At 46.1% G+C, this 24,383-nt stretch carries 19 protein-coding genes; all 19 read left to right on the top strand.

The annotated features are described in order from the left end of the window. The first annotated feature begins 18 nt into the window (after positions 1 to 18). The 19 genes from E4N65_RS01390 to E4N65_RS01300 all read left to right on the top strand — a co-directional run bounded on the left by E4N65_RS01390 (position 19) and on the right by E4N65_RS01300 (position 24,364). Complete coding sequence (locus E4N65_RS01390) at positions 19 to 1,632, top strand: hypothetical protein (RefSeq protein ID WP_253673721.1); 1,614 nt, start codon at positions 19 to 21, stop codon at positions 1,630 to 1,632. 16 nt (positions 1,633 to 1,648) lie between these two features. Continuing rightward, a complete protein-coding gene (locus tag E4N65_RS01385; protein WP_253673719.1) occupies positions 1,649 to 2,242 on the top strand; it encodes a terminase small subunit in 594 nt (197 codons plus the stop codon). Continuing rightward, complete coding sequence (locus tag E4N65_RS01380; RefSeq protein WP_253673718.1) at positions 2,239 to 2,421, top strand: hypothetical protein; 183 nt, start codon at positions 2,239 to 2,241, stop codon at positions 2,419 to 2,421. Before E4N65_RS01385 ends, E4N65_RS01380 begins: the two co-directional genes overlap by 4 nt. Before the next feature lie 50 nt (positions 2,422 to 2,471). Continuing rightward, positions 2,472 to 3,398, top strand: coding sequence for a DNA cytosine methyltransferase (locus tag E4N65_RS01375; RefSeq protein ID WP_253673716.1), 927 nt, complete (start codon positions 2,472 to 2,474; stop codon positions 3,396 to 3,398). Further along, positions 3,380 to 3,721 (top strand): hypothetical protein, encoded by a 342-nt coding sequence (locus E4N65_RS01370; protein ID WP_253673714.1) that lies wholly within the window; start codon positions 3,380 to 3,382, stop codon positions 3,719 to 3,721. Before E4N65_RS01375 ends, E4N65_RS01370 begins: the two co-directional genes overlap by 19 nt. Beyond that, positions 3,708 to 4,061 carry a hypothetical protein gene (locus E4N65_RS01365; protein WP_253673712.1) on the top strand — a complete coding sequence of 118 codons (354 nt, stop codon included), beginning with the start codon at positions 3,708 to 3,710 and terminating at the stop codon, positions 4,059 to 4,061. The genes E4N65_RS01370 and E4N65_RS01365 overlap by 14 nt, the downstream gene beginning before the upstream one ends. Positions 4,062 to 4,063: 2 nt before the next feature. After that, entirely contained in the window at positions 4,064 to 4,363 is a 300-nt protein-coding gene (locus E4N65_RS01360; protein WP_253673710.1) for a hypothetical protein, read from the top strand. Continuing rightward, the gene (locus E4N65_RS01355) at positions 4,360 to 5,721 is read left to right on the top strand and encodes a terminase family protein (protein ID WP_253673708.1); all 1,362 of its coding nucleotides are present in this window, start codon (positions 4,360 to 4,362) and stop codon (positions 5,719 to 5,721) included. The genes E4N65_RS01360 and E4N65_RS01355 overlap by 4 nt, the downstream gene beginning before the upstream one ends. A 73-nt stretch (positions 5,722 to 5,794) precedes the next feature. Continuing rightward, positions 5,795 to 7,492 carry a portal protein gene (locus E4N65_RS01350; RefSeq protein WP_253673706.1) on the top strand — a complete coding sequence of 566 codons (1,698 nt, stop codon included), beginning with the start codon at positions 5,795 to 5,797 and terminating at the stop codon, positions 7,490 to 7,492. Further along, positions 7,479 to 7,757, top strand: a complete 279-nt coding sequence (locus tag E4N65_RS01345) for a hypothetical protein (protein WP_253673704.1) — start codon at positions 7,479 to 7,481, stop codon at positions 7,755 to 7,757. The genes E4N65_RS01350 and E4N65_RS01345 overlap by 14 nt, the downstream gene beginning before the upstream one ends. 45 nt (positions 7,758 to 7,802) lie before the next feature. Then, entirely contained in the window at positions 7,803 to 8,666 is an 864-nt protein-coding gene (locus tag E4N65_RS01340; RefSeq protein ID WP_253673702.1) for a hypothetical protein, read from the top strand. A gap of 18 nt (positions 8,667 to 8,684) precedes the next feature. Then, on the top strand, positions 8,685 to 9,647 hold the full coding sequence (locus E4N65_RS01335) for a major capsid protein (RefSeq protein WP_253673700.1): 963 nt from the start codon (positions 8,685 to 8,687) through the stop codon (positions 9,645 to 9,647). A 77-nt stretch (positions 9,648 to 9,724) separates the two neighbouring features. Beyond that, the gene (locus E4N65_RS01330; protein WP_253673698.1) at positions 9,725 to 10,114 is read left to right on the top strand and encodes a Bbp16 family capsid cement protein; all 390 of its coding nucleotides are present in this window, start codon (positions 9,725 to 9,727) and stop codon (positions 10,112 to 10,114) included. A gap of 14 nt (positions 10,115 to 10,128) precedes the next feature. Continuing rightward, a complete protein-coding gene (locus E4N65_RS01325) occupies positions 10,129 to 10,584 on the top strand; it encodes a hypothetical protein (protein WP_253673696.1) in 456 nt (151 codons plus the stop codon). 128 nt (positions 10,585 to 10,712) lie between these two features. Further along, a complete protein-coding gene (locus E4N65_RS01320) occupies positions 10,713 to 11,306 on the top strand; it encodes a phage connector family protein (RefSeq protein ID WP_253673694.1) in 594 nt (197 codons plus the stop codon). A 122-nt stretch (positions 11,307 to 11,428) separates the two neighbouring features. Beyond that, positions 11,429 to 13,375 carry a phage tail protein gene (locus E4N65_RS01315; RefSeq protein WP_253673692.1) on the top strand — a complete coding sequence of 649 codons (1,947 nt, stop codon included), beginning with the start codon at positions 11,429 to 11,431 and terminating at the stop codon, positions 13,373 to 13,375. Between the two features lie 13 nt (positions 13,376 to 13,388). Then, positions 13,389 to 14,417: a hypothetical protein gene (locus E4N65_RS01310; RefSeq protein WP_253673691.1), complete on the top strand. Its 1,029-nt coding sequence runs from the start codon at positions 13,389 to 13,391 to the stop codon at positions 14,415 to 14,417. A gap of 23 nt (positions 14,418 to 14,440) precedes the next feature. Next, positions 14,441 to 16,951, top strand: coding sequence for a hypothetical protein (locus E4N65_RS01305; protein ID WP_253673690.1), 2,511 nt, complete (start codon positions 14,441 to 14,443; stop codon positions 16,949 to 16,951). Continuing rightward, complete coding sequence (locus E4N65_RS01300) at positions 16,952 to 24,364, top strand: putative barnase/colicin E5 family endoribonuclease (RefSeq protein WP_253673689.1); 7,413 nt, start codon at positions 16,952 to 16,954, stop codon at positions 24,362 to 24,364. The last annotated feature ends 19 nt before the right edge of the window (positions 24,365 to 24,383 follow it).

Below are 24,383 nucleotides of genomic sequence, written 5' to 3'. Positions count from 1 at the left end.
GAAAAAGAGAGACGTACTATGCCTTATAAAACGACATTACCGTGGCGGAAATTTCCGCGCGACACCCTTCATAATCCTTCTTTGCTTTTTATTATTAACCGCATGAAAGAAGAGCACCGGCAGGCGGTGTTTACGGTTTTTCTTGGGTTGTACTGTGAAGCCGATGATGACGGCTTTGTCGATATAAGCGATGAAGAGTTTTTTGCGGATCAATGCCTTACTGATGCCGATACGCTTAAGTTGATACTACAGCATTTTGAAAAGCGGCATTTAATTGAAAAGGTAGCCAAGGACGTTCCGATTTATCGCATTGTCGATTGGCTTTCTCCCTATCCACAAGGTGGGGGTGGAAAAACAGCGGCAGAGCGGCAAAAAGAATACCGCGAGCGGAAAAAAGAAGAAGCGCAAACGCACGAAGAAACCCCGGCCGCCCCGCCTGTGGGTGAACCCGCCACCCCGGCCACTCCGGCAGAGCAGGAAAACTCCGAAGGAGAACAAGGCGATGATGTCAACATGACAGATAATGATATAGGGCAAGAGGCTCTCGATGAGCAGATGAGTGAAGATATTTGCGCACTCATTAAAAAGGGAGCGGACTTAACGGACGATGAGCTTATTAGTCAGATAAGATTGTATAAGAGCGCCCGCAAAGACGGCGCAAGCCGAGAAGAAGCGCAAGAAGCGGCGGAACGGCTTTGCTCCGCGCCGGATAGATCAGAAAAAACCGAAAGCGAACAAACCGACACGCCCCCCGATTCCAGCGCCGCCGAGCCGACAGAAAAAAGCGTTATACCACCCGTAACGGGAAGCATAACGGAGCATAACGCGTTATGTAACGACTGTAACGCGTTACATAACGGCCGTAACGCGTTACGGCCTAAGATAAGAGAGGAAGAAGAGAGAGATAGAGACGGAGAAAGAAAGAGAGAGGTAGAAAGAGAAAGAGATCAAGAGAGAGAAAAAGACGCAGAAACAGAGCGAGAAGGTGAGAAAGAGACGGAAGAAGAGAGGAACAGGCAGAAAGAAACCCAAGAAGAGAATCCAGAATCGGGGAACGCCGTACAAGAGCCGGTATCGGAAGGTGATTACAACGATGTACAACACCTTGAAGAAATAGGTAATGAAGAACAGGAGGAGATACAGGGCGACGAAGGAAAATCGAGCCCTGTAAGCTGGATTACTGCCCTTTGGGAAAGCGTTTCACACAATGAGGTGGCCGTATCGGGGCTTGATGAAGCGAAAAGAGCACATTTTGAAGCGCTTTTTAGCAGTCATTTTAAGAAAACAGGTGGCCTTTTATACAGCATAAGTGAGCCGGAGAAGGCTTCACTACGGTTTTTAAGCATATTCTTGCTACCTTTGGCGGATGAACGAAACTCCCTTGAGGTTGTGGCAAGTCAATTTGTCGGGGTTTTGAATAATTTTATCAAAAAAGGGGTGTTTTTCGACTATGAGAAGTGCACGGCGCGCACCCTTTGTTCAAGTTATGTGTTTGAACCGGTATTTTTGAAGGTTGAAAAGATTTTGCAGGCAAAAACAGGCGGCGGAGCACGGTGGGGACAGTGTCTTATCAGCTGTCTTAAGCATTTAAAGGCGGCAGAATACGCCGTAATGAGTATCGATAGCGGATGATGGGTAGGAGCGGATAATGGCGGAGGCGGAAAAGCAGGAGATAAGCGTAAAAACGGAAGATAAAACGGCGTGGGATGAGGAATTGTCGGGCAAAAAACGGCTTTTTGTGCTTTTTTACTGTACGGAAGATGAGTGCTTTTTGAACGGCACCCGCGCGTATTTAAAAGCGTATAAGAACTGCCAGAGTGAGAACGCCGCCGCCGTCAACGCGGGTAAATTGCTCAGAAATGCTAAGGTAAAACAGGCAATAAAAAAACTGCTGCGTTTAGCGCGGGATGAGGACGATGAACAAGCGGTATACCGGATGATCAAGCAGTTTGAACAGTTAAGCTTTTACAATCCTGCCGACATTATCGACGCAAGCGGCGCGCTTCGTGTGAAGGATTTAAAAGAGTTGGGAGCACTTGCCTTGTGCGTGGAACAGATAGAAACACGGGTAACCTCAAGCGGAAGTTATACGGTTGTAAAACTTGCGAACCGCCAAAAGGCAATGGAGGCGTTTAGTAAGTACCTGAACATTATCAGGCCGGAAGTAGACATACAGGCGATGATGCCGGTTGTGATGCTTACCGGCAAGAATAGCGAATTTGAAAAGGAGGAAACAAAATGACAATAACGAAAAAAGAGCTTATCGATGCGATGAGAGACCTCGATGATGATGCAGAAATTTATATTTTCTGCAGTTCGCCTGATATGGGTGTAGAGGAATATGCCGATAGTATTTGCTTTGAAGATAAAGTTACCGGCGACGATGTTATGAATGAACTTACGATTGTTGCGTATTTTTAAGGAGGAGTAAATAGCATGATAATGGGAGATATATTAACGTTGGTGGAGTAATGACCTATCTATCCGTCTGCTCCGGTATTGAAGCGGTAAGCGTTGCATGGGAGCCGTTAGGTTTTAGACCTATCGGCTTTTCAGAGATAGAACCTTTCCCTTGTGAATTGTTGAAGCAAAAATACCCGAACGTCAAAAATTATGGAGACATTACGCAATATGAAAAATGGAACGCAGGACAATTTGACATTCTGGTCGGAGGCACACCTTGCCAGTCTTTCAGCGTTGCCGGAAAGAGAGGCGGAACCGCTGACGAGCGAGGCGCTCTCATGTATGCCTATTTGGGAATTGTGGAAACATATCGCCCCCGCTGGGTTATATGGGAAAACGTCCCCGGCGTATTATCCTCGAACAGCGGATATGATTTTACATCGTTCCTTGCCGGCTTGGAAGAATGCGGGTATGGGTGGGCTTACCGGGTGTTTGACGCTCGGTATTTCGGAGTACCCCAACGCCGCCGTAGAGTCTTCGTTGTCGGACATTCTGATAATAGGACAGACCTTGCCGCAAAAGTATTATTTGAGCCGGAAAGCATGCGAAGGGATTTTGAGAAGAGCGGCAAAATACAAAAGAAGCCTACCGGCATTATTGAAAAAGGCCTTGATTATTTCCGCCGAGGCGGAAACTACAAATACCATAGAGACAAAAAAGCCTCAACATTAAGGAATAGTGCATCGCCTGATTGCTTTGATTTGGTTTTAGATAGAGATTTAATCCGCCGCCTTACCCCGCTTGAGTGTGAACGGTTACAGGGCTTCCCAGACGATTATACACAGATTGAATGGTGCGGAAAACCTGCTGAACAATGTCCCGACAGTTTACGATATAAGGCAATCGGAAACAGCATGGCAATCCCTATCATGTATTGGATCGGAGAAAGGATTAAAAGGATGGAGGAGAAAAAACTATGCTCATATTTCCATTGAAAAAAGAATGGTATGAAAAAATCAAAAGCGGTGAGAAAACGGTAGAGTATCGCGAAGTTAAACCGTATTGGACGCAAAGGATTTCCCTCACTGTTTTAAAATATGGGGAACATCATTGGGATTTTGATAAGAAGCCACATATCTTTGATAATTTTCCTGCCCCCTGCTTTTTTCGGTTAGGCTACACAAAAGAAAGGTTAGAAGCGTGGATCACAAAAATTGAGGTTGTAGACGGTAAAGATACGGATTTACACATAGACAAACCGGTATACGCAATCCATTTTAAAGACGTGAGAGAGGTGGTTTTAAATGGAACTCATTGAAGAAGAAGATGATGATCTGTATTACTGTAAACAGTGCGGCTGGAAAGGTTCTTCAAGTGAACTCATAACCACAGATGCGACATGGGAAGATTACGCCCCATTTTTCTGCCCGAAATGTATGGCAGATGAATACTCTTTATCTTTGGCAGATGATTATTCTAAGCCTGATTTCTGGGATAAATTAAAATTTTTTTGCCGAAAAATATCTTTTTATGGGTTTAGGCGTAGGTGGAGTTTCACACATCTACCTTTTAAATATTTAATAGGTAAATTTCTTAAATATGACATTAAAATGTATTTCAGGAATCTTATCAAAGTAATAAAAGAAAGGAGTAAATAAAAATGGTTCTTGAATTACCGAGCGGATATTGCACAGAATGCGAAAGATATGTAGCAAAGCGCTTTGAATGGACGTCTGCTATGAGATTATGCGCAAGCTGCTTAAAAAAAGCACAATACGTCTATAAAAAAGACCTTATGAGAGACTTGCCAGACTATGAGCACTTCTTTTCTTTAACTGAATGGTATGATGTTTTAAAGAGTATTGAAAGGCAAGATGTTGAAGCAATGGAAAAATATCTTGCCATTGCACAAGAAAGAGAAATCATAGCCGACAATCAGGGCTGTTGCGACTACTTATGATTCTCTGGGAACCGCAGCCGAAGCAGCAGCTTGCCCTTTCGTGTCCTGCGTTTGAACTTTTTTACGGGGGAGCGGCAGGAGGGGGTAAAAGTGATTTCTTGCTTATGGACTTTCTAGCCGGTTGTAATGAAGGGCGCGGTGCGTGGAGGGGAATACTATTCAGGAGGACGTATAAAGAGCTTGAAGAGCTGATTATCAGGGCAAAAGAACTTTATACGCCGCTTGGGGCGCACTATCATAAAACTGAAAATGTTTTTACCTTTCCAACCGGTTCCTTTTTGCGCTTGCGCTATTTAGAGCGCGACGATGATGTCGGAAGCTATCAAGGACACCAGTATACTTGGTGTGGCTTTGATGAGCTCGGTAACTATGCAACCGATTATTGTTACCTTTACATGATTAGCCGCTTGCGGAGTGCGGCGGGGCTTAAATGCTATATGCGAGCGACCGGAAACCCCGGAGGAGTCGGGCACAGCTGGATAAAAATGCGCTTTATCGATGGGAAAAAGCCGAACACGATATATACCGATGAGATGGGGCGCAGTCGCTGTTTTATTCCGAGCCTTTTAGATGATAACCGTATTTTGATGAAAAACGATCCCGAATATGAAAAGAACTTAACCCTTTTGCCGCGGTACCTCTATGAAGCATTACGGCGCGGCAACTGGGACATTGTCGCAGGGGCGGCGTTTGAAGAATTCAGACGCGAAGAACATGTTATTAAGCCTTTTGCCTTAGAGAGCGGGCAATGGTTTAAATTTTGCGCAATGGACTGGGGGTACGCGAAGCCCTTTAGTATCGGGTGGTGGGCGGTCAATAACGAGGGGCGGATGATACGGTACCGCGAGCTTTACGGCTGCGAAAAAGGAGAAGCGAACAAGGGAGTAAAAAAAAGCGCGAGCGAAGTGGCAAAAGAAGCTTATGCGCTTTCCGTAGCGGAAGGAGTTACGGTGATGGTAGCAGACCCCGCAGTATGGAGTAAAACCGACAAAGAAGCGAGCATTGCTGAAAAGTTTGAAGCGGTCGGTTGGAAAATGATAAAAGCAAATAACGAGCGCATCAACGGAAAGATGCAGCTTCATCAGCTATTAAAGACAAAGGGTGAGGACGGTCAGCCGATGCTTTTGGTTTTTGACACCTGCTTTGATTTTATCCGCACAATACCGCTTCTTTTGCCGAGTAAAGCGCACCCGGAAGATATTGATACTGCGATGGAAGACCATATCTACGATGAGACGCGCTATGCAATTATGAGCGAGTATGCGCGGCATCCTGCAAGGGCATTGCAAAAACAGAGCGGACAATGGAGCTTCGCAAGTAAAAAAGCGAAAAGCGCCGGATGGGATCCGTATGCGTAATTATCGAAACTGAAAAGAAATATTTTTAAAAAGTTATATAACAAAATCAAAAGCTCCATTTTAGAATGCCATTATGGCAGAAGCGAAAAAGGATGAAAAAGAGGTTTTAAGCGACATTAAAACGCTTTTTGAACATCTTAAAACAAAGCGTAAAGTACACGAGGGGGAATGGCAGGACGTTACTACCTACATCGGAAGCAAGAACTTCGATTGGGAAGAAGTGCGCGATGAGGTAAAGCGGCCGAAGCGGCATACGGGACGGCCTGCAGAATACCTTGATAAACTCGTGTCGGGTTTAATGGGGTATACCATAAGCCCGAATGTTACATGGCTTAAACTTTCTTTAAGCGATTCGTCGATGCTCGATTATACGGGGGTGAAGGATTGGCTTGAGAATGCAGAAAAAGCGCTGTACGAAGAATTTAACCGCAACAATCTTTACACGGAAGCGCCCGCTTTTATCAGTAACGCCGCCCTGTTCGGGCATGGGGTAATGCTTATCGATGAGAAAAAAGAGACAGCCATCCGCTTTATGACGGTTTCTGCGCCGGAAGTATATATCGCAACAAATGAATACGGGGACATCGATACGGTGTGTCGGTATTTTTCCATGACGGTAAAAAATATTGTTGCGCGTTTCGGTTTAGAAAATGTCAGCGATACCATCCGCAAAGATTATGAAGATGCGCAAGGAAAGCAAAAGGAAATAAAAATCCTTCATGCGGTTTTTCCGCGCGAGAATTACGACAGCGATAAACTCGACGATAAAAACATGGCGTATGCAAGTTATTACGTTGATATGGACGGGGATAAAATCCTTGAGGAGTCAGGATACCACGAATTGCCGTACAGCGTTTTTATTTGGGAGCGCATTACGGCAAGTGCATACGGGGATAGCCCCGCGCGCAAAGCTATTCCCGATATGCGGCTTTTAAACAAGGCAGAAGAAGCGCGGCTAAAGCTTGCGCAGCTTGCTGCAGAACCCCCGATGAACGTACCTGACAGTATGCGCGGCGTAGAAAGTGTCGTACCTGCCGGATTTAACTACTATGAAAGCCCCGATGAAATTATGATGCCGATCAATATCGGTGCGAACTTTCCTATCACGCTTGATACCGTGCGGGATATTGAAGCTCGGATTAAAGACAAATTCAACGTTGATTTTATGCTGATGTTACAGGCGCAAGAAGCACAAAAGACGGCGACGGAAGTAGTAGAACTACAGGGCGAAAAGGCCGCGATGCTAACCTCGCTTATCGTCAATCAAAATAAGGCGCTTTCTGAAATTGTCAGGCGTACCTTTAACATCATGTACCGGCAAGGGAGACTACCGGAAACGCCTGCCATTTTAAATAATTCCGGGGCAAGCTTGAATATCGATTTTATCGGACCTTTAGCGCAAGCGCAGAAGAAACACCACCAGTCAGGCGGAGTGCAGATGAGTTTAATGCTTGCGCAGCCGGTTCTTCGATTATCCCCCGAAAGCGTTGACTACATTAACGGAGATGCGCTTTTAAAGAATGTGCTTGAAACAAACGGCTTTCCGCAAACGGCTATCAGAGAGGAAGAAGAAGTACAAAAGATGCGGCAAGCGAGGGCGGAAGCACAAATGCAAGCAATGCAGATGCAGGCAATGCAACAACAGCAAGAAGCGCTGATGGGAAATTATGACAAATTAAATGAGCCGGTACGAGAGGGAAGCCCAATACAGGAGCTCTCCGAACAATTACAGACGGGACTGGGAGGAGAAGCAGACGATGGAGCGCAATAAAGGACGGTGCGAACTGCCGGGCTTTGAGACAGCGAAGCGCGAAGAGCAATACGAAGAATTACAAAAAACATTCAAAAGAGTATTTAAAAGCGCAGACGGCAAAATCGTATTTAATGCACTTTTAAAAGACCTTTACTATTTTGATGCGGCAACAAGCGACGCTGAAAAAGCGTTATGCGAATATGCGAAGTTTTTTATAAGGGAACGATTGGGAATAAAAAAGACGCTTTCCATCACGGATGCCATCTTATCAAACCTTCACTAACCTTATCAAAGACGCGCGAGAAACCTTAAAAAGGAGTAAACGGATATGGACGCATTAGATCAGAATACTGGAAATCAAAGTCCACAGGGTGCGGGGAATGCAGGAAGCGGCACAGGCATCACCGGCACTTCCCTTACCGGCGCGTTTAATGACGCAAAAGCGGGAGAGGCGAAAGGCGGAGACGCTTTGAAAAATTCGACCGCGCAAGGAGCGAACGGAAACGCACCGGAGCAGACAGTAGCCGAACCGGCAGAGCTTAAAGCATGGGGAGCGCAGCTATCGAAGGAACTCAAGGAGAATAAGGACGTGGTAAAGGCGTTAGCAAAGTTTGAAGATATTTCAAGCCTTGCTTCTTCTTATATCGAACTTGAAAAAAAGCTCGGTAGTATGCACACGTTACCCGGAGAGAAAGCCACGAAGGAAGAACTTGACGCTTTTTATAAAAAGCTTGGCAAGCCCGACGCGGCCGATAAATACGGCTTTAAGCAGGAATGGGACGCAGAAAAACGCTTTGCTGAGGCGGCGTATGAAGCAAACCTTTCCGATGCGCAGGCAAAAAGCCTTTATGCGTTCTTCCATAAAATCGGGGAAGATCAGCAGGCACAGCTTGCCAAAGCGGTAAAAAAGCAGGCCGAAGAGTCTGACGCCGCATTAAAAAAAGAATTTGGAAACAAGGTCAGTGAAAAGATGGAGCTGTATACGAAAGGGCTTAAGGCGTTCGGTTCTGCTCCCGTCTTTTCACAATTGGAACAAACGGGATTAGCCTATCATCCCGATTTTGTAAAAATGTTTATCAAAATCGGAGAGGCGCTCGGAGAAAGCCGCACGGTACTGGGAGACGGTAAAGCACTGACCGGCGGCATTACACCCGCGCGGGACGGCGGCACGTTTTCATTTTTTGGCACATAGATTGATAAGGAGTAGTATATGCCTACGTTAAGTATGACAGACCAGCTTACGGCGCTTGAGGTTATGCGCAGAAGCGGCAATCAAGACGGGTTTCATATCGTCGAACTTTTAAGCCAGACGAATGAAATATTAAAAGATATGCCGGTATTGGAAGCAAATGACGGCACCGTACATAACACGATTGTACGTACCTCACTGCGGGGTGGAACGCACCGTAAATACAACGAGGGTATTAAACCGGGAGCGACCACGACAGATACGAAGCAAGACCGCATTACGATGCTTGAAGATTATAGCATCGTTGATAAAGACCTTGCGGAGCATTCGGGAAATGTAAAATCGTTACGCGAAAGCGAGGCACAAGCGTTCTTGGCCGGTATGGGACAGACACAGGCGGAAGAGCTTATTTATGGCAACAATGCCCGCAATGAAGCAGAGATTAACGGCTTTGCGGTTCGCTTAAGCGATTTAGCAAACAAGAACGTTATCAACGCAGGAGGAACGGGGAACCGCTGTACGTCGATTTATGTCTGCGCACTCGGCCGCGGCTTTACGCATTTAATTTACCCCAAAGGCAGAAGCGATTGCGGGATTAAAACCGATGACATGGGCGTACAAAATTGGCCGATGGAAGGCGGGCGCGTTATGCCTGCCTACGTGCAGTTTTTCTCCACGCATTACGGGCTTTCGGTTGCACACCCGGACGCGGTAAAGCGCATCTGTAACATCGACCAGACTACCAGCGGGGATAAGATTGTCGAACTTATCCTTGAAGCGATGATCCGCCTGCCCGCAGGAGCGCAAACGATTGCGATTTACTCCAATCAAGACGCCCTCGTTAAAATCGATAAGGCGGCATGGAGTAAAGGCAATGCCGTCTTTACGAGTACAGACCCGTGGGGCGAATTGATTACACACATTAGAAAGGGACGCTGCCGGAGAGTGGACGCCATCCTTTCGACGGAGCAAGCGCTTGTCTAATTGGTAATGGGTAATGGGTAATTTAAAGCCGTTACCCATTGCGTGAGTTTTACATTTTTTTCAAAGGGGTACTAAAGATGACTAATTTGTATTTGGATAAACGGCTTGAATTTTCTGAAAATCAGGCAATTACGACGAGTGCGGAAAGTGAGAACGCGCTTGATTTCGGCGTAGAAAAGTGCAGTGCTGAAGGGAAGACAATCGACATCAGAATTAAAGAAGATTTTACCGGCGGTACGTCGCTTACCTTTGTGTTGCAAGACAGCGCAGACGGGGCAAGCTATACCGATAAGCTCACGTCCCCGACTTTCCAAGCGGCACAATTAAAGGCGAAGGGGGAAGACGTGTTTTATTCCCTTGCCATTCCGAAAGGGATGCGCCGGTTTATCCGCTTGAAATACCAAGCGGCGGGAACGTTCACGAAGGGGAAGGTTCATGCCATTTTAAACACAGAAGCACGGATTTAAAAGGAGCGTCCTGCATGAATAAGAAAGAGCTTGAAAAGATGAAAGAGAAGATGAGAGCGGAAAACCCGCTTTTAACGGAAGACCAGATTGAAGATATTATCGCCGAAAGCGAATCAGGCGGCGGCGATGCAGGCGGTGAAGGAGCTCCGCACACGCCGGATTCCGGGGTGCCGGATGCGAATACGCTTACGCAAGAAAAGGCGGCCATTGAAGCGGAAAAAGCGGCGCTTGCCAAAGAACGTGAGGAGCTGGAAGCGGATAAAAAGAGATTAGCCGAAAAAGAAGCAGCGATTAAAGCCGCCGCCGGGAATCCGCAGACAAGCGGAGCGGGCAACAGCAATAACGGGAAAGCTACCACCTACGTGTGTAAGACGCGCTGTACCTTTAACGGACAGTATTACCGCGAAGGAGATATCCTCACGACGACAGAGAACGTGCCGGATTTTTTTGAAGCGGTGGAAGAAGCGTAACGCTCATCTTTTTTTTAAGGATTTTTTCTAGAGGCTTTACGGGCTTGCGTTGCTTTTTTCCCTCCATTTTTGGGCAGCAAAGCCTGTCTAAGCCTCTTTTTTTCTCGATACCGAGCAAGATGGAGTAGATGATGAATATAGACCGAGCATTAGCAAATAGAGCGCTTGCGGCAGTAGGACAAAGTGAACTCGATAGCGCCGACACTTCTTCGAAAGCGTACCTGATGGTAAAAAAATTTTATCTTACCACGATGCTTGAAAGTTTAGAGACTGCCAGCTGGACGAGCGGTAAAAAACGAAGGGGGTTAGAAAAAGCGGCTATCGATAACTATACCGATTTTGCAGGGGCCTATCGGCTTCCGATTGATTGCGGAAAGATTATAGAGCTTACCGACAAGAGTTTTTATATCGTTGAAGGGAATATCCTTTATACCGATTCAAATGAACCGGTATTAGTGTACGTTACGAACGGCCGCCTTGCGGAAGGAACGGGGAATCCTGATGAGGATTTTCCCGATTATGCGCCGCCTGAATATGAAGCAATGTTTTATCAAGCGTTTGAACTACGCTTAGCGAGTAAGTTTGCCCTTGAACTTTCAGGAGAACCGGATTTACACCGGATGCTATTACAGGAAGCGGCAATGATTGAGGCGGCAGGATACCGCAATTCCAAGACGTTAAGCGCCGGAAAAAAGAAGGGGAAACAATGGTGGATCGGTTAAACATTGCACATCCTTGTACAATGTTTAACCTCGAGTTTTAGGCCTTACAGCCTAAAACTCGCTCAGTGTTTGATACACCGCCATCCTTGGCGGAAGGTTTGAGAAGATCAGGAATAAAAGAAATGTTAATTACGAATTTTGCAGGTGGGGAAGTGAGTAAAAACCTTTACGGGCGTATTGATTTACCGCTGTATCAGAAAAGCGTATCACGGCTTGAAAATTTTACTATTCTGACGCAAGGCGGTATTACCCGCCGAAGCGGAACAAAGCGGATAGGGCGGCTCAAGGGAAAGGCGCGGCTTATTCCGTTTATCGTTAATACATCGCTTTCTTTTCTTTTTGAATTTGGTGCGGAGTATATTAGGATATGGAAGAACGGAGCGCTTTTAACCCATAGCGGCTACCCGATTGAGTTTTTACCAACCCCTGATTTACCGCTTTATAAGAGCGCGGAACTGGAAGCGCTTCAATATGTACAGACCTATGACCGACTCTATCTTACCCACCGGCACTACCGGCCGTATGTTATTACATGGCAGGGCGGGGACAGTTTCAGTCTTGGGACGCTCAACATTACCGGCAATGCCCACGAAGTGCCGTTTCAAGCGCCTGATGAATACCCTGCCTGCGTCGCCCTTTTTTCAGGCCGTCTTTTTTTAGCGAGCACCATCAAACAGCCGCAGCGAATATGGGCAAGCAAGGTTTTTGATTATGAAAACTTTACCTACTTTGATACGGTTGTATCTTCATCTACTCAATTAAAAAGAGCTGATTTACGGGTATTCAGTGCAAAAGCTACAAAGGGAAGCGCAACACTGACCGCAGTAACGAAAGATTTTACCGGTATCACGAATATTACCGATTACTATGTCTCCGGGCACAAGGGAGTGCCGAGCGGTACGAAGGTTGCTTCTGTTACGAGCGATACCATGACGCTTACCAATGCGGTAACGGAAGATAAAGAGGATATGGTGCTTTCTATTCATTTATGGAAGAACCCCGAAAGTCCTGCAAGTGAAGATTATAAAAATATAGAAAAAATTAACAATGTAACGAGCCCCGCCCATGCGTTCTATCTTGAACTTGCCAGTGATAAAAATGATGCGATTAAATGGCTTGCGTGTGCGAAAGATTTAATTGTCGGAACCGAATGCTCCGAATGGGTAATCCCCGAAGGAGTGAACGCGCAACAGGTGCAAGTACAGCTCCAGAGCCGGTATGGGGTTTCTGATACGCAAGCCGCGCTTATCGGGCGAACCGTACTTTATATCGGGCAAGGCGGGCATACGGTGAGGGATTATAGCTTTGATTTTCAAGAGCGGACGTATAAATCAATTGATGTAACACAGGCGGCAAATCACCTTTTAGCCGAAAGCGCGGCCGTTGATTTTGACTATACCAATACGGCAAGCCCGCGCATTTTTGTAAACCGTGAAGATGGCACGGTCTGCGTACTACTGTATGACAAAGATATCGGATGCGCCGCATGGAGCCGGATTATTCTTAAAAATGGAAAGGTTACTAATATCGCAACAATACCGGGAGAGGGCGGCTATGATGAATTATACCTGTCGGTTGAAAGAGCGGGCGTCTACTATTTGGAATGCCTTACGGAAGAAAAGGCAGGCGGGGAAGCCGTCTACCTTGATTCATATTGTGCATACACAAGCGAGACGGACGAGAGTCAGTATCGAATGGCAAGCGTTTATGTCAGAGAAAATAGAGAGCTTTTTACGTTAGAGGCGCTGCCAGAGAAGTACAAAGATTTTTCTAAAGAAATGTATATCGGCTATCCGTATGAGTCGGTTGTAGAAAGTTTACCGGTGATCAATTCGAGTGAAAATAATAAAAAGCGGATTGTAAGCCTTTCCGTTCGCTTTTTAGATTCGTATTTACCGCTTGTTTCGCAAGCCGATACGCCGGAGCAAACGATTTACAAAGATGAGCCATTTACGGGAGTAGAAAAGGTGCCGGTACAAGGCGGCTTTGAACGTGATGTATTTTTTAAGTTACGGATGGAAAAGTGCGAACGCTGCACGATTTTAGCTGTGAACGCGGAACTTGCGTAAGAGGAGGTCATTGATGGGAGTATTGGCAGCGCTTAGTGCGATATTTGGGGTACTTGGGGCGGGGTTTAGTATTTTTCAAGGTGTCAGCCGCGCACAAGAAAGACAAGAGGAAATATGGGCGCAACAAGAACAAGAGCGCAAAATGCGAGAAGCGCAAATAGCCGAACAAAAAGCACGCGCAGAACGGGAAATAGAATATGCTACCAGCGTTTTTAATATTGAAAAAGAGGACGCATTTAGAAAAAGTGATGATATAAAACATCAAGGCGAGCGTATTGATATGCGCGCCGACCTTAACGAAACACTGACCGGCCGCGCATTTAACTTAGCAATGCAAAAAAATAACATGGAAGATGAAAGCCTCTTGCTACAGCAACAACGCGGAAAGCAAAACTTTTTAAACCGGCAAGGGGCACAGCAAACAGCGCTCGGCATGAGCGGAGCGCGGCACGGGGCAAACAGCGCCGAACAGCTTTTAAAGCAAAACGAAGAGAACTTTAATCAAGACCTCGACCTTATGAACCGCCAAAGGGAGAATCAAAAGGACATAAATTTGATGCAGGCATTTACTAATCTTAAAAGAGGCATGTTCGGCATTGATGAAGAGCGAGACCAGGCAAATAAGGCTTTTCGGGATGCAAAGCAACTAAGGGATGACTACTCCGAAGGAGGAAGAGCGGTTAATTTATTTCATCAAAAGATAAGCAACCGCCGGGCAGACTTACAAGGCAGTATCGATTTACAGAATTTAGGCGGCGACTTTAAACAAGCGGCATTACGCCGTGCGTATGACAGGGCGGCGTATACGTGGATGGACGGGATTCATGATGCGGCGCAAGGACTTACCACCGGTGCTCAACTCGGCTCAAAGATTGCGAATTTTGCCCAAAACTGGGGTGGCGGCGGTTCTGCCGGATTAGATACCGCTGCAATGAATGCAGGAAAAGCGGGCGGTATAGGAAATCTTTTTTCTGATTTTCAACGGTCGAATGCGTTAAGCGCACGGCGGTATAAAGACCCGTTCGGGTTTATGTTTGGTTAAAAAAAAGGGGGAGAAAAAAGAGTATGGGACAGTACGGTATTTTTGATGCGTTTCAGGCAGTAGCCGGAGCGACAGGAACGATTTTAGATGAATTTGATAGGCAAAATAGATTAAAGGCGGAAGTAGAATTGCAAAGTGCAAAGACGCAGGCGGCAGAACAGTTCAATCAGTATTTAATCGATTTACAGTATCGAAATGATTTTGAAAATTTCCGCACTGACTGGGAGAATAAGAGTAAGGAAATATACAACAATGTAACGAAAGGCTTATCTAGTCCTTTTGCTCGGCGCCTGTATGACATGCAGTATAAAGATTTACACAGTGCACAAAGCATAAAGATTGCAGGATACCAGCGGGCAAAATTAGCCGAATTTAATACGGTTAATACCTTTAACAATATTACGGACATTATCGAAAGCGCGGGTTATACCGAAACAACGGACGAAACCGGAAGGACTATCAGTGTTACCGAACAAAAAGCCGCCGATGCGCAAAAGGCGCTCTTAACACTTTATCAGTATGAAGGGAGAAGCTACGAGAACCTTAATAGCGACTTACAAAAAGTCGGCAAGCAGCTCCTTTTGCACACGATGGAAGAAAAGGCTTTTACCGCCCTTGATAACGGAGAAGACATGGAAGCGGTATTAGATGGGATACGGGCTGACACGTCGCAATTGACACTTTTAAATAATCAAACGGTGTATTCAAAAGAGTTGAAAAAACAAGTGCAAGAGAGCGCGACCGACTACTACACTACTAAAATACATTACAAGCAGGAGCGCAATCAAAATTCTATTACGCAACGGTATAATGATTTATTAAAAAAGTCGGTGCTTGAAAGCTATGGCGCCGCCGTTCCGCTTGCGAAACAGCTTTTAAACGATATAAATAGCGCCATTGCGAAGGATAAAACCGCCTTAAGCCGTCCATTCTCCGAAAGTAAGACAAAAGAGCTTGTTGATTTTTTAAGCGAGCAAGATAAATACTTAAAAGGCGGCGGCGCTTCTGCGTTCGGTTTTTTAGCAAAATTAGACGTAAACGACCTTGCAGAAGTTATTATAGAACAATTAAAGAACGGGTATGCTGTTTTAAAGAAAGACGGAACACCGACAGGGGAGAAGAAATATTTTAGCGCAATAGATATTATCAACCATTACAATGACGATATGATTCCGCAAATGGCAAAAGCCGCTGGGGTGAGCGAAGTTGAAATGCGTTATAAACTTGCAGGATTAAAAGACGTTGTAAGCGCTAAACTATTCGATGATAAACACTGCCCGCAGGACATTAGAATTTTTTTAAAAAACAATGAACAGGATATTGAAAACATTGCCCGCGCGAGAATGGGAAAAAAGGCCGATACGGCGGAAGGAAAGATCGCTATTTCTACTTTACAATCCGGGTTTTATTTAGACCTTACGACAAAGCTTTTAAAGTCTAATTTTGTCGACAAGGAAAGTGGTATGTGGAAACTTGAGGCCGTAAAACAAGCACGCGATGAGTATATGCGACAACACTTATTAAATGAATTTAGTGCGGTAAAAGAAGAAGCAAAAACAGAAGCAACAGCCCCTGTAAAACAGCACTGGATTGGTGAAGATCGGAAGCAAGCAATAGAAGCAGGGGCTTTATTAGACACACTAGGCAAATTTGAAACACAGGATGTTCATGGACGTCCTATTGAAACCGATAAGATGCGCGAAGATAAAGAACAGCTTATCAATTACACATGGAATGATATTGCCGCGCGGGACGGTATTACGCTTAACGAAGCACAAGCAAAATACAGTCTTGTCGTCGATGCGAAAAATTCAGTAATTCACTTGACCGAAAATGCCGGGAGCGGACGTATTGATGGCGTTGTTGTCGAAGATGACGAGGGTAACCGGCCGCTTACCTTTATGCGGGTAAAAAAAGAGGGGAATAAATCGTATTATGAACCGCTTGAAAGTGGCCGTACCGTTGCGGATAAGCGGAAGAAAGAAGAAAAGAACACGGCAAAATTCCAAAACGATATGGCCGATTTCGGCGACCGGATGAATATGGATTATAGAGCAAAGAAACCTGTCTCCGATGCATTTAAGGCGTATGTCGAAACGATACCGCCTGAAAAACAAGCGCTTTTTAGCACCATAAAGAAAAGCGTACAAAAAAATGCAATCAAAACCGGTGCCGATACCGCACAAATGGAACAACGTACTAAAGCGGAATACGAGAGGGTTAAAAATACTATTCCTGAATTTGAAAAGACAATGGAATCGCGCATCCCTGAACACTTAAAAGACGGAACAAAAGAAGATGTTTTAGCGTGCTATGCATCGCTTACAGCTCCATACGATAAAGTAACCTTTATCGATGCGTATGAAAAAGAGCGGCGTGAAACCGATCGCGGCGATTTTTCACTTTTACATATTTTAAATAATTTTATCACACTGGCAGAAGAACGCGGTATTTATAACGGGACATATACGCATGCAGGTATTTCGGCTAAGAGAGCGCAATTAGAGCGAAGGGCAACAAAGGAGAGGCGATAAATGAGCGACATAAACGATACGATTCTTGGGGAAAACACAAGCCGACACGGTAAAACGCGCTATCACTATATTACAAACGACCCAAATACGATGTTTAACGGGCCGGAACAAAAACCGCAAAATATTGATTTTTCTTTTTTATCACCGGAAAAAATCGGCGAAGACATGCAGGAAAAGCAGCGGGCAAAAGCGGCATATAAAGACCATTACTTAATCGACTTGAACGACAAGCAATTAGAAATGATGAATACGCTTGTTGCACAGTCGGAGAATCCGGAAGAAGAAATGTTTAAACTGGCAACGATTGTAAAATACGCCGACGCTTTTAATCTTCCGATGCAATTTGTCAGTAATAATCTTGAATCCATCAATAAAGAATGGATCGGCACGGGGGCAACTCCCTACAAAAATAATTTTCAAGCAGTCGCCGACAGTTTTTTAATCGGCGTTAATACCCTAAATCTTTCGATGCTGGGTAATCGTCTGATGATCGCAGAAAAAGCAGGAAATGAAAAAGAAGTGCAATCACTTTTGAAACAGCTTAAGGAAGCGGAAGATAAAAATCTTTCATTACAAGATAGAATTCCGCGCAGTTGGGTAACAAATATTTTAAAGGCGGGAGCGAATACTATTCCTTTCTCCTCTACTGTATTGCTCCCTTCTCTTGCAGCTTCCGTTGCAAGCCCATTAGCAAGCGGTGTCGTTGGTTTCGGAATATCCACGACAATGCAAAACGGCCTTGAATACTGGGAGTTGCGAAAGGCCGGAGTAAAGCGAGAACTTGCCGAACACCTTGCAAATACCTCGGCGTTCATACAAGCGGGCATTGAAACTTCCTTAGGGAATGTCGCAGGGGTTATGGCAAAGGGTTTAAAGATCGATACGGTTACGAGTAAGGTACTAAAAAAGCTTACCGCGCAGCGGGTATTGCCGACGCTTGCACGGGTTATAATGCAATACGGCGGGGAGATGGTTGAAGAGGGCGTTGAAGAAGCATTACAAGAATTGGTAAGCGCCGGAACAAAAGCGACCGCCGCCGCGCTCCAGGGCGAAGGGGTAGAAACAGAGGATGCGTGGACGATTGCCGGTAACGTGTGGGAAAGTTTTAAGGGCGGTATGGCGGGTTCTATTGTCCTTGGAATCCCGGGCGCGGTGATAAACGGAAAGACACAATTTTCCGAAGCGAAGAACATTAAAAAAGAATCGATTATCAATCCTTCAAAAGAAGCGTTTATCAAGCAAGCTGAAAACCTTTCAATTTTTGAGGGTTTGAATGGAGCTGATAAAAATGAGTATTTAAGCGAGTATTACGATTCGCAACAGCACGAGCGCGAGCAGTTCCAAAACAGTAAGGCCAAAAGCTATGAAGAATGGCTTGCCCCCGATGCCCGCATTGAAGGGGAAACGGTACGGGATAGCGCAGGGCGGGTTGTTTACGAAACCGATGCAGAAGGAAAGCCCGTCTACGAGGAGACGGATGCGGGCTTACAGAAAAAAGAAAAGAAGTACGGGAAAGCGGCGGACGTTGTGCGGGCGGGAGAGCGCCTCTATTTAAGCGAAGGATACCGGCACGAGTTAAAAAACGGCAGTATTAAAGGGGAATACATTGTCGGAAACCCGACCGAACAGACCGACTATAACGATTACGGGCATATCTATTATTCATTTGACAAGCAGAAGAACACGGTAACGATTAACGAGGTTCGGATGCAAAGCGATGCGTACGAGTCTATTATAAAAGAGTTTGTGCGGGATTTCGGCGAAAAGTTTACCGGAGCGGAGATCGTTTGGGAGCCGAAAGGGGAAGTACTCCAGAAGATAAAGGCGGAACTGATTGCAGAAAACCCGCGCGGGGAACAAGGCGGCTTACAGTATTTTACTGACCGAACAGAAGAAGCAGACAGCCGCGCAGCGATAAAGCTTAACGAACGACTAAAAGAGACGATGCCGAACCTTACCGACGTGGAGCGCAATACTGCAGTAAGTATTTTTACCGCGCTTGCACACGGGGCAGGAATGGATACGGAAACCTACCTTAACACCTACTACGGGGAAGCGGTTATCACCAATACGCCGCCAGCCGATATGGCAGGCGTTGCAGCGCAAGAAGGAATACACACCAAAGAGATAAAGGGGGCGAGCGAGTTTAAAGAGCTTTCGGGAGACATTAAGGCGCTGGTGTATGTGAGCGAGAAAGCGGACTTTAGTACATTTGTTCATGAAGCCGCACACATTGCACGTAAGACCTTGCAAGGCAGCCTCTTACTTGACGCAGAGAAAGCCTTTGACGTTGTAGAGGGCAAGTGGACGCGGAGCCAAGAAGAAGCATTTGCCCGCGGCTTTGAACAGTACCTCCGCGAAGGAAAAGCGCCGAATGCGGAATTACAGTCGGTATTTCAAAAGGCCGCGGAGTTTTTAACCCGTATCTATCAGAGCTTAAAAGAGCTTGTACATTTAAACAATGATATACGCGCCGTTTATGATGAGCTTTTAACCGGAGAAAAAAGCGTATTGCAGGAAGCAGAACAAAACGCACAGCAAACAGAACAACGCAACCGCAGCAGTATAAAAGAATTCGGCCAAAATTATACGGATTATTATCACAAGGGAATAGAAGCGATTGAAAAAGTTTTACAGGAAAAGAAAGGGCAGGTTGTTGGAGCCTTTACCAGAGCAGACATCGGAGATATTGACGTCGTTTGGGGCAATGAGAAGATAGGACTTCAAAAGATAATCGCAAAGCACTTAAACGATTTTGAACCGTTCGGAGCTGGTGAACAAGGCGTTGTTTACGGTATCGGGGAAATCGTAGATAAAGGGACTTTAAAGGAAAATAACGGGGTTAATACCATCACCTATGAAAAAGACGGAAGGAGTTTTAGAGTAGGTTTAACAAAAGGCTGGAATGGAAAAGGGGAAAATCAATGGATTATAACGGCGTATGAAGAAAATACAGGAAGCGGCAAAGGTAAGACCCTTTCTGCTGTTACCGAATTTAATCCTTCGCAGACACCCGAAGGAACCGCCGCCGTTACCGATACAGTACAAGAAAAGGCGGATGCCGTCAAGGCTTCCGAAACGAAAAAAGAGGTAGTAGACGAGGCATACCGTCAGGCGACGGAAGCGGCGCGGCAGAAGACGCAGGAAAGCATCGAAGCTTCAAAAGCAAAGGCGGCCGACCTTGCGCAAAATGCCGCACAGTATGAAAAAGAAGCGATTAAATCCTACAAAGAGCAGAATCCGGCATTAAGCGAAACCGAAATAAAAGAGAAGATGCGCAAGGAAGCCGCTCGAGCGCGAATGAGTTATGAAGCTTTTACGCAAATGCAGGCGCAAGAAGCGCGGAACTTAAAAGAGTTTGGCGATGTACTTTTTCAAGTAGAACAAGAGTTTTTTGACGAGGTAGCCGAGAGCGCCGATGCAAAGCGTGCAAAGGAAGCAATAGAAGAAGTGATCACCGTCGGCGACCCCGACACTCAAACGTGGAAGCTTTTTTATTCCAGCGCAGAGGAGCGGGCAAAGGCGGATAAAACATTCCGCGATGCAATCGGGCAGGAGCTGGAAGCGGCATTACAGAAGGATATCAAAAACGAAAAGATAAAGGATGAAACCTTTTTAAAGATAGCAAGCGAAAAAGAAGCCTTGCGCTCATTTTTACGGCAGTATAATGACGCCGCACAGGCAGGAGCGATACCGGCAGAACTTACCGCAAATCTTGACGGGGTGCTTCCCTCTATCGCTTATGCCATCAGTAACGGTAAACCCTTTACCGAAAAACAGCAGCGCCTTGCGATGGATGCGATTATGCAAAACACTACCGCATACCGCAATATTTTTGCCGAAATTAACGGATACACGGCGTTACGAAGTCTTACGGATGCAGAAAAGGCGTTTAGTGAATCCTTTAGCAAGGCGGCAACGGAAGGGCGTGTCAGCTGGGCGGAAAAAGCGAATCCGGAAAGCCGAACACAAACCGAAGCACAAAGCCGTGCCGATATCGATGACGCGCGCTTTTTAGAAGAGATGGCAGATGATGAAAAACTTACCGCTTTTTTAAAAGAAGCGGCCGAACTTTCCGTATTTGACTTTGAACAGAACACTCCCGCAGACGAGGCAGAGCGTGCCCACTTTGAAGATATAAAGCGCAAGCAAGAGCGGATATACCGCGAGATGCGGAACTTTTCGTGGAAGGGCACGCTTGCAAAAGTGCTCCATGGAGAAGCGCCATCTGAAAAATCCATTGCAAATATCCGGGGCCAGATGCAAAACGCCGCACATTCGTTCCGCTCCCTGTATGCCGACATTATGGAGCACCCCGATTTACGGGTACAGGACGCCGATACCACCGATGCACGTATTACGACGCGCTTAAAAAGCCGCCCCTATAAAACGGTAACGCTAGAAAATTTAAAACTGGAACAGATGAGTAATACCCAAAAGGAAGCGCTTATCCGCGCCCTCGATAACGAAGATGTTGAACAGCGGGTACGGCAAGGGGCTATTACAAGCGAGGATGTTGAATATATTCAGGATCTTGTGCGTTCGAAAAATCAGACCATTAAAGGGCTTGAAGCAGAACTTGCCGACGCAAAGGCGGAAAATCACAACGACACAAAAAGAATCGGAGCACTTGAAAAGAAGATTAAAGATGAGCGGATCGCCCGTGCGGTATTAGCCGACACGATTAGGGCGCGAGACGTGGCATTAAAAGCGGTTATGAAGCGGATTAGTTTAAAAACCTGCGATGCGGAGCAGGCGCAAGGGCTTGCCGCGGTACAATGGTTTTTAAAAGACAAGGTACAAAAAGCCTTACATGCGAACATTGATTCAGATGAACAGCGTCTCCGGGAAGCGTATACGCTTTGGAAAACAAACGGCGAATATCGACAGACGTTAGCGCGTATGAGCACTCGAAGAAAAGAGGGGGATTTTAAGCAGTTAATCAATAACCTTGATAAAAAAGATTTTAAGGACTGGACGGCGGACGATAAAAAGTTAGCCCGCCGCCTTATCCCGACCCGCAATAAGTTTTTTAGCTTAGGTCTTTATGCAAAAACTGAACAGAACTTTTCAGATATGCACACGGCAGACTTAACGCCTGAAGCGATTGATACGGCGGTGAGTAAGATTCTCCCTGAATCGCTTGTCGCAAAATTAAAGCACCAACCCTTAAAGCAATGGACGGTTGATGAGCTTATCACCTTAGCGCAGGTGATAGAAGAAAAGCACCGCGAGGGAAAACAAAAGTACATGGCAAAAATAGCCGCGAAACAGGCAGAAGCGGCGCGGATACGGGATGCTTCTATCAAGACATTACGCGACGCGAAAGGTTATAGCGACGATAATGCAGGGTGGAGCGAGGATGAAAAGAAGAAGAAAGGTGGCTTTGATGCGCTTAAGCGAAAGTTAAAATATGCGGCAATGCGCCCGTATGCGTTTATCGAAATGCTTGACGGCGGAAAGCGCGGCGCCTTGTATGATATGCTTGAGTTTGAACAGCGGGAATGTTATAGCCGCTTTAAAGCAGGACGGGATACACGGGTAGAGGCATTTAATAGCTTTTTAGAGAAGCAGGGTTTAACACTTGCAGACTTTGAGAAGAAAAAGACGTTTGAAAACTTTTATGCAGAGCGGGAGCAAAAGAGCCTTACCCTTACGACACAAGAAATACTGGGGGCATACTTAGCAAGCTTTGATGAGAAATCCCGGGCGGCGGTACAGTATGGAAACTTTGCAGAGCAGGCGGAGCGCGATATGGCAAAAACCTCCGACAGTTACGGCGCATTAGATGCCTTTACCGATGCACGATACAGCGCAGTTCTTGCCGAAGCGGAGCGGCTCATGGCAGCCGATGCGCGGTTAAAAGCGGTTGTAGAATATTTACAAGCGGAATACAAAAAAGAAGGGGTGCGCTTGAGAGAGCACAACATCACCGTTAATAACACCGTAACTGAAATACGGGATAACTACTTTCCGATGCAGCGGCTTGAGGTTTCCGGTGAAGAAGATGCGCGGCAGACGCAAAAAAAGATTATCGGCGAACATGCGACCGGTACACGGCACGGCGTTGGCAAAGGGCAGACAAAGGCGCGTATTGATATCGGAAAGGCCAATCAAATGCCGATAAACCTTGCCGCGCTTACAACGTACTTTTCAAGTGTGGAAGCAAACGAGCGCCTTTATGCATACGATGCATACGCACAAAAACTGAACCGCGTTATTAAAGGCTATGAAGCAAAAAACTTCCGGCGCACCCTTGAAAACGCATACGGAAGCGAGGCTGTCCGCTACCTTGATAAGCAGGTTAATACCATCATCGATCCGACGGCAGGAAGGGTGTACTCCGATTCCGATAAACTCTTGCGCGTTATCCGGGGCAATACCGCCGCGGCTTATTTAGGTTTTAAACTTTCAGGGATTATTAAGCAGGGAATTTCAAGCCCCGCTCCTTTTATGCAGTACGTAAACCCTCTCCACTATGCAAAGGCGGCAAGTGATTTAGCTTTTCATCATAAAGAGATGGTTGACTTTATATACAGCCGCTCAAAACTGATGCAAGACCGTAGCTTTGATATGATGCAAAACATTACCGAAGAACTTGCCAAACAGGCAAAAACGAAAGCAGGTAAAGCGCTCACCCAAGTACAGCAATTTGGGATGCAAGGTCTTGAGATGATTGATAAAGCCTGCGTTGCTCCCGGATGGCTTGCCGCGTATCGGGAAGAAGCGGCGCGGCTTACGGAAGCGAATAAGGAAGCAAAGACGCCAAAAACCGACAATGAAATAGACCTTGCCGCAAGCCGCTATGCTGATGATGTGTTAGTCCGTACACAACCGTCAGGACGGGCGGAAGAACTTGCCCCGCTATTCCGTGAAGGTGGAGAAGCGTTGCGTTTACTATTGCAGTTTCAAAGTTCATTAAACGTTATCTACAATAACTTACGCCACGATTTACCGAATGCTATTAAAAACAAACAATACAAACGGGCGGCAGGAATTGTAACAGGTTATGCGCTTGCCGGTATAATAACGGGACTTATAACTGAAGGTTTCGGCGGCGGCGATGATGAGCCTGACACGGCGGATAAGGTTAAAAAAACGATTTACTTTGCCTTTACGCAAGGGACGGACAGTGTACCGGTGATTAACGGGATGGTTAATAGTTTGGCTGAAAAACTCATTACCGGTAAGACAAGTTATCGCGGCAGCTCGAGTCTTTACCCTGCCTTTGAAAAAGCGGTACAAGGAACGGCAGCCCTTCGGGATGCAGATATTCAAAAAGCGGCCGGTCGATATGCGGAGGCAGCAGCGTTAACATTGGGCTTACCGACATCAGGAACAAAAGAAGCTATCAGAGCCGCCGAGCAAGTTTTTAACGGACAGGCGCCGAGTGCGCTCTGGGGGCGAAGATGATGGCTAATTTGTAATGAGT

It is taken from the genome of Treponema sp. OMZ 855, assembly GCF_024181145.1.
In the GTDB taxonomy this organism is placed as follows: domain Bacteria; phylum Spirochaetota; class Spirochaetia; order Treponematales; family Treponemataceae; genus Treponema.
Note: the sequence above shows the minus strand (reverse complement) of the source record. Positions and strands in the feature narration are given on the sequence as shown.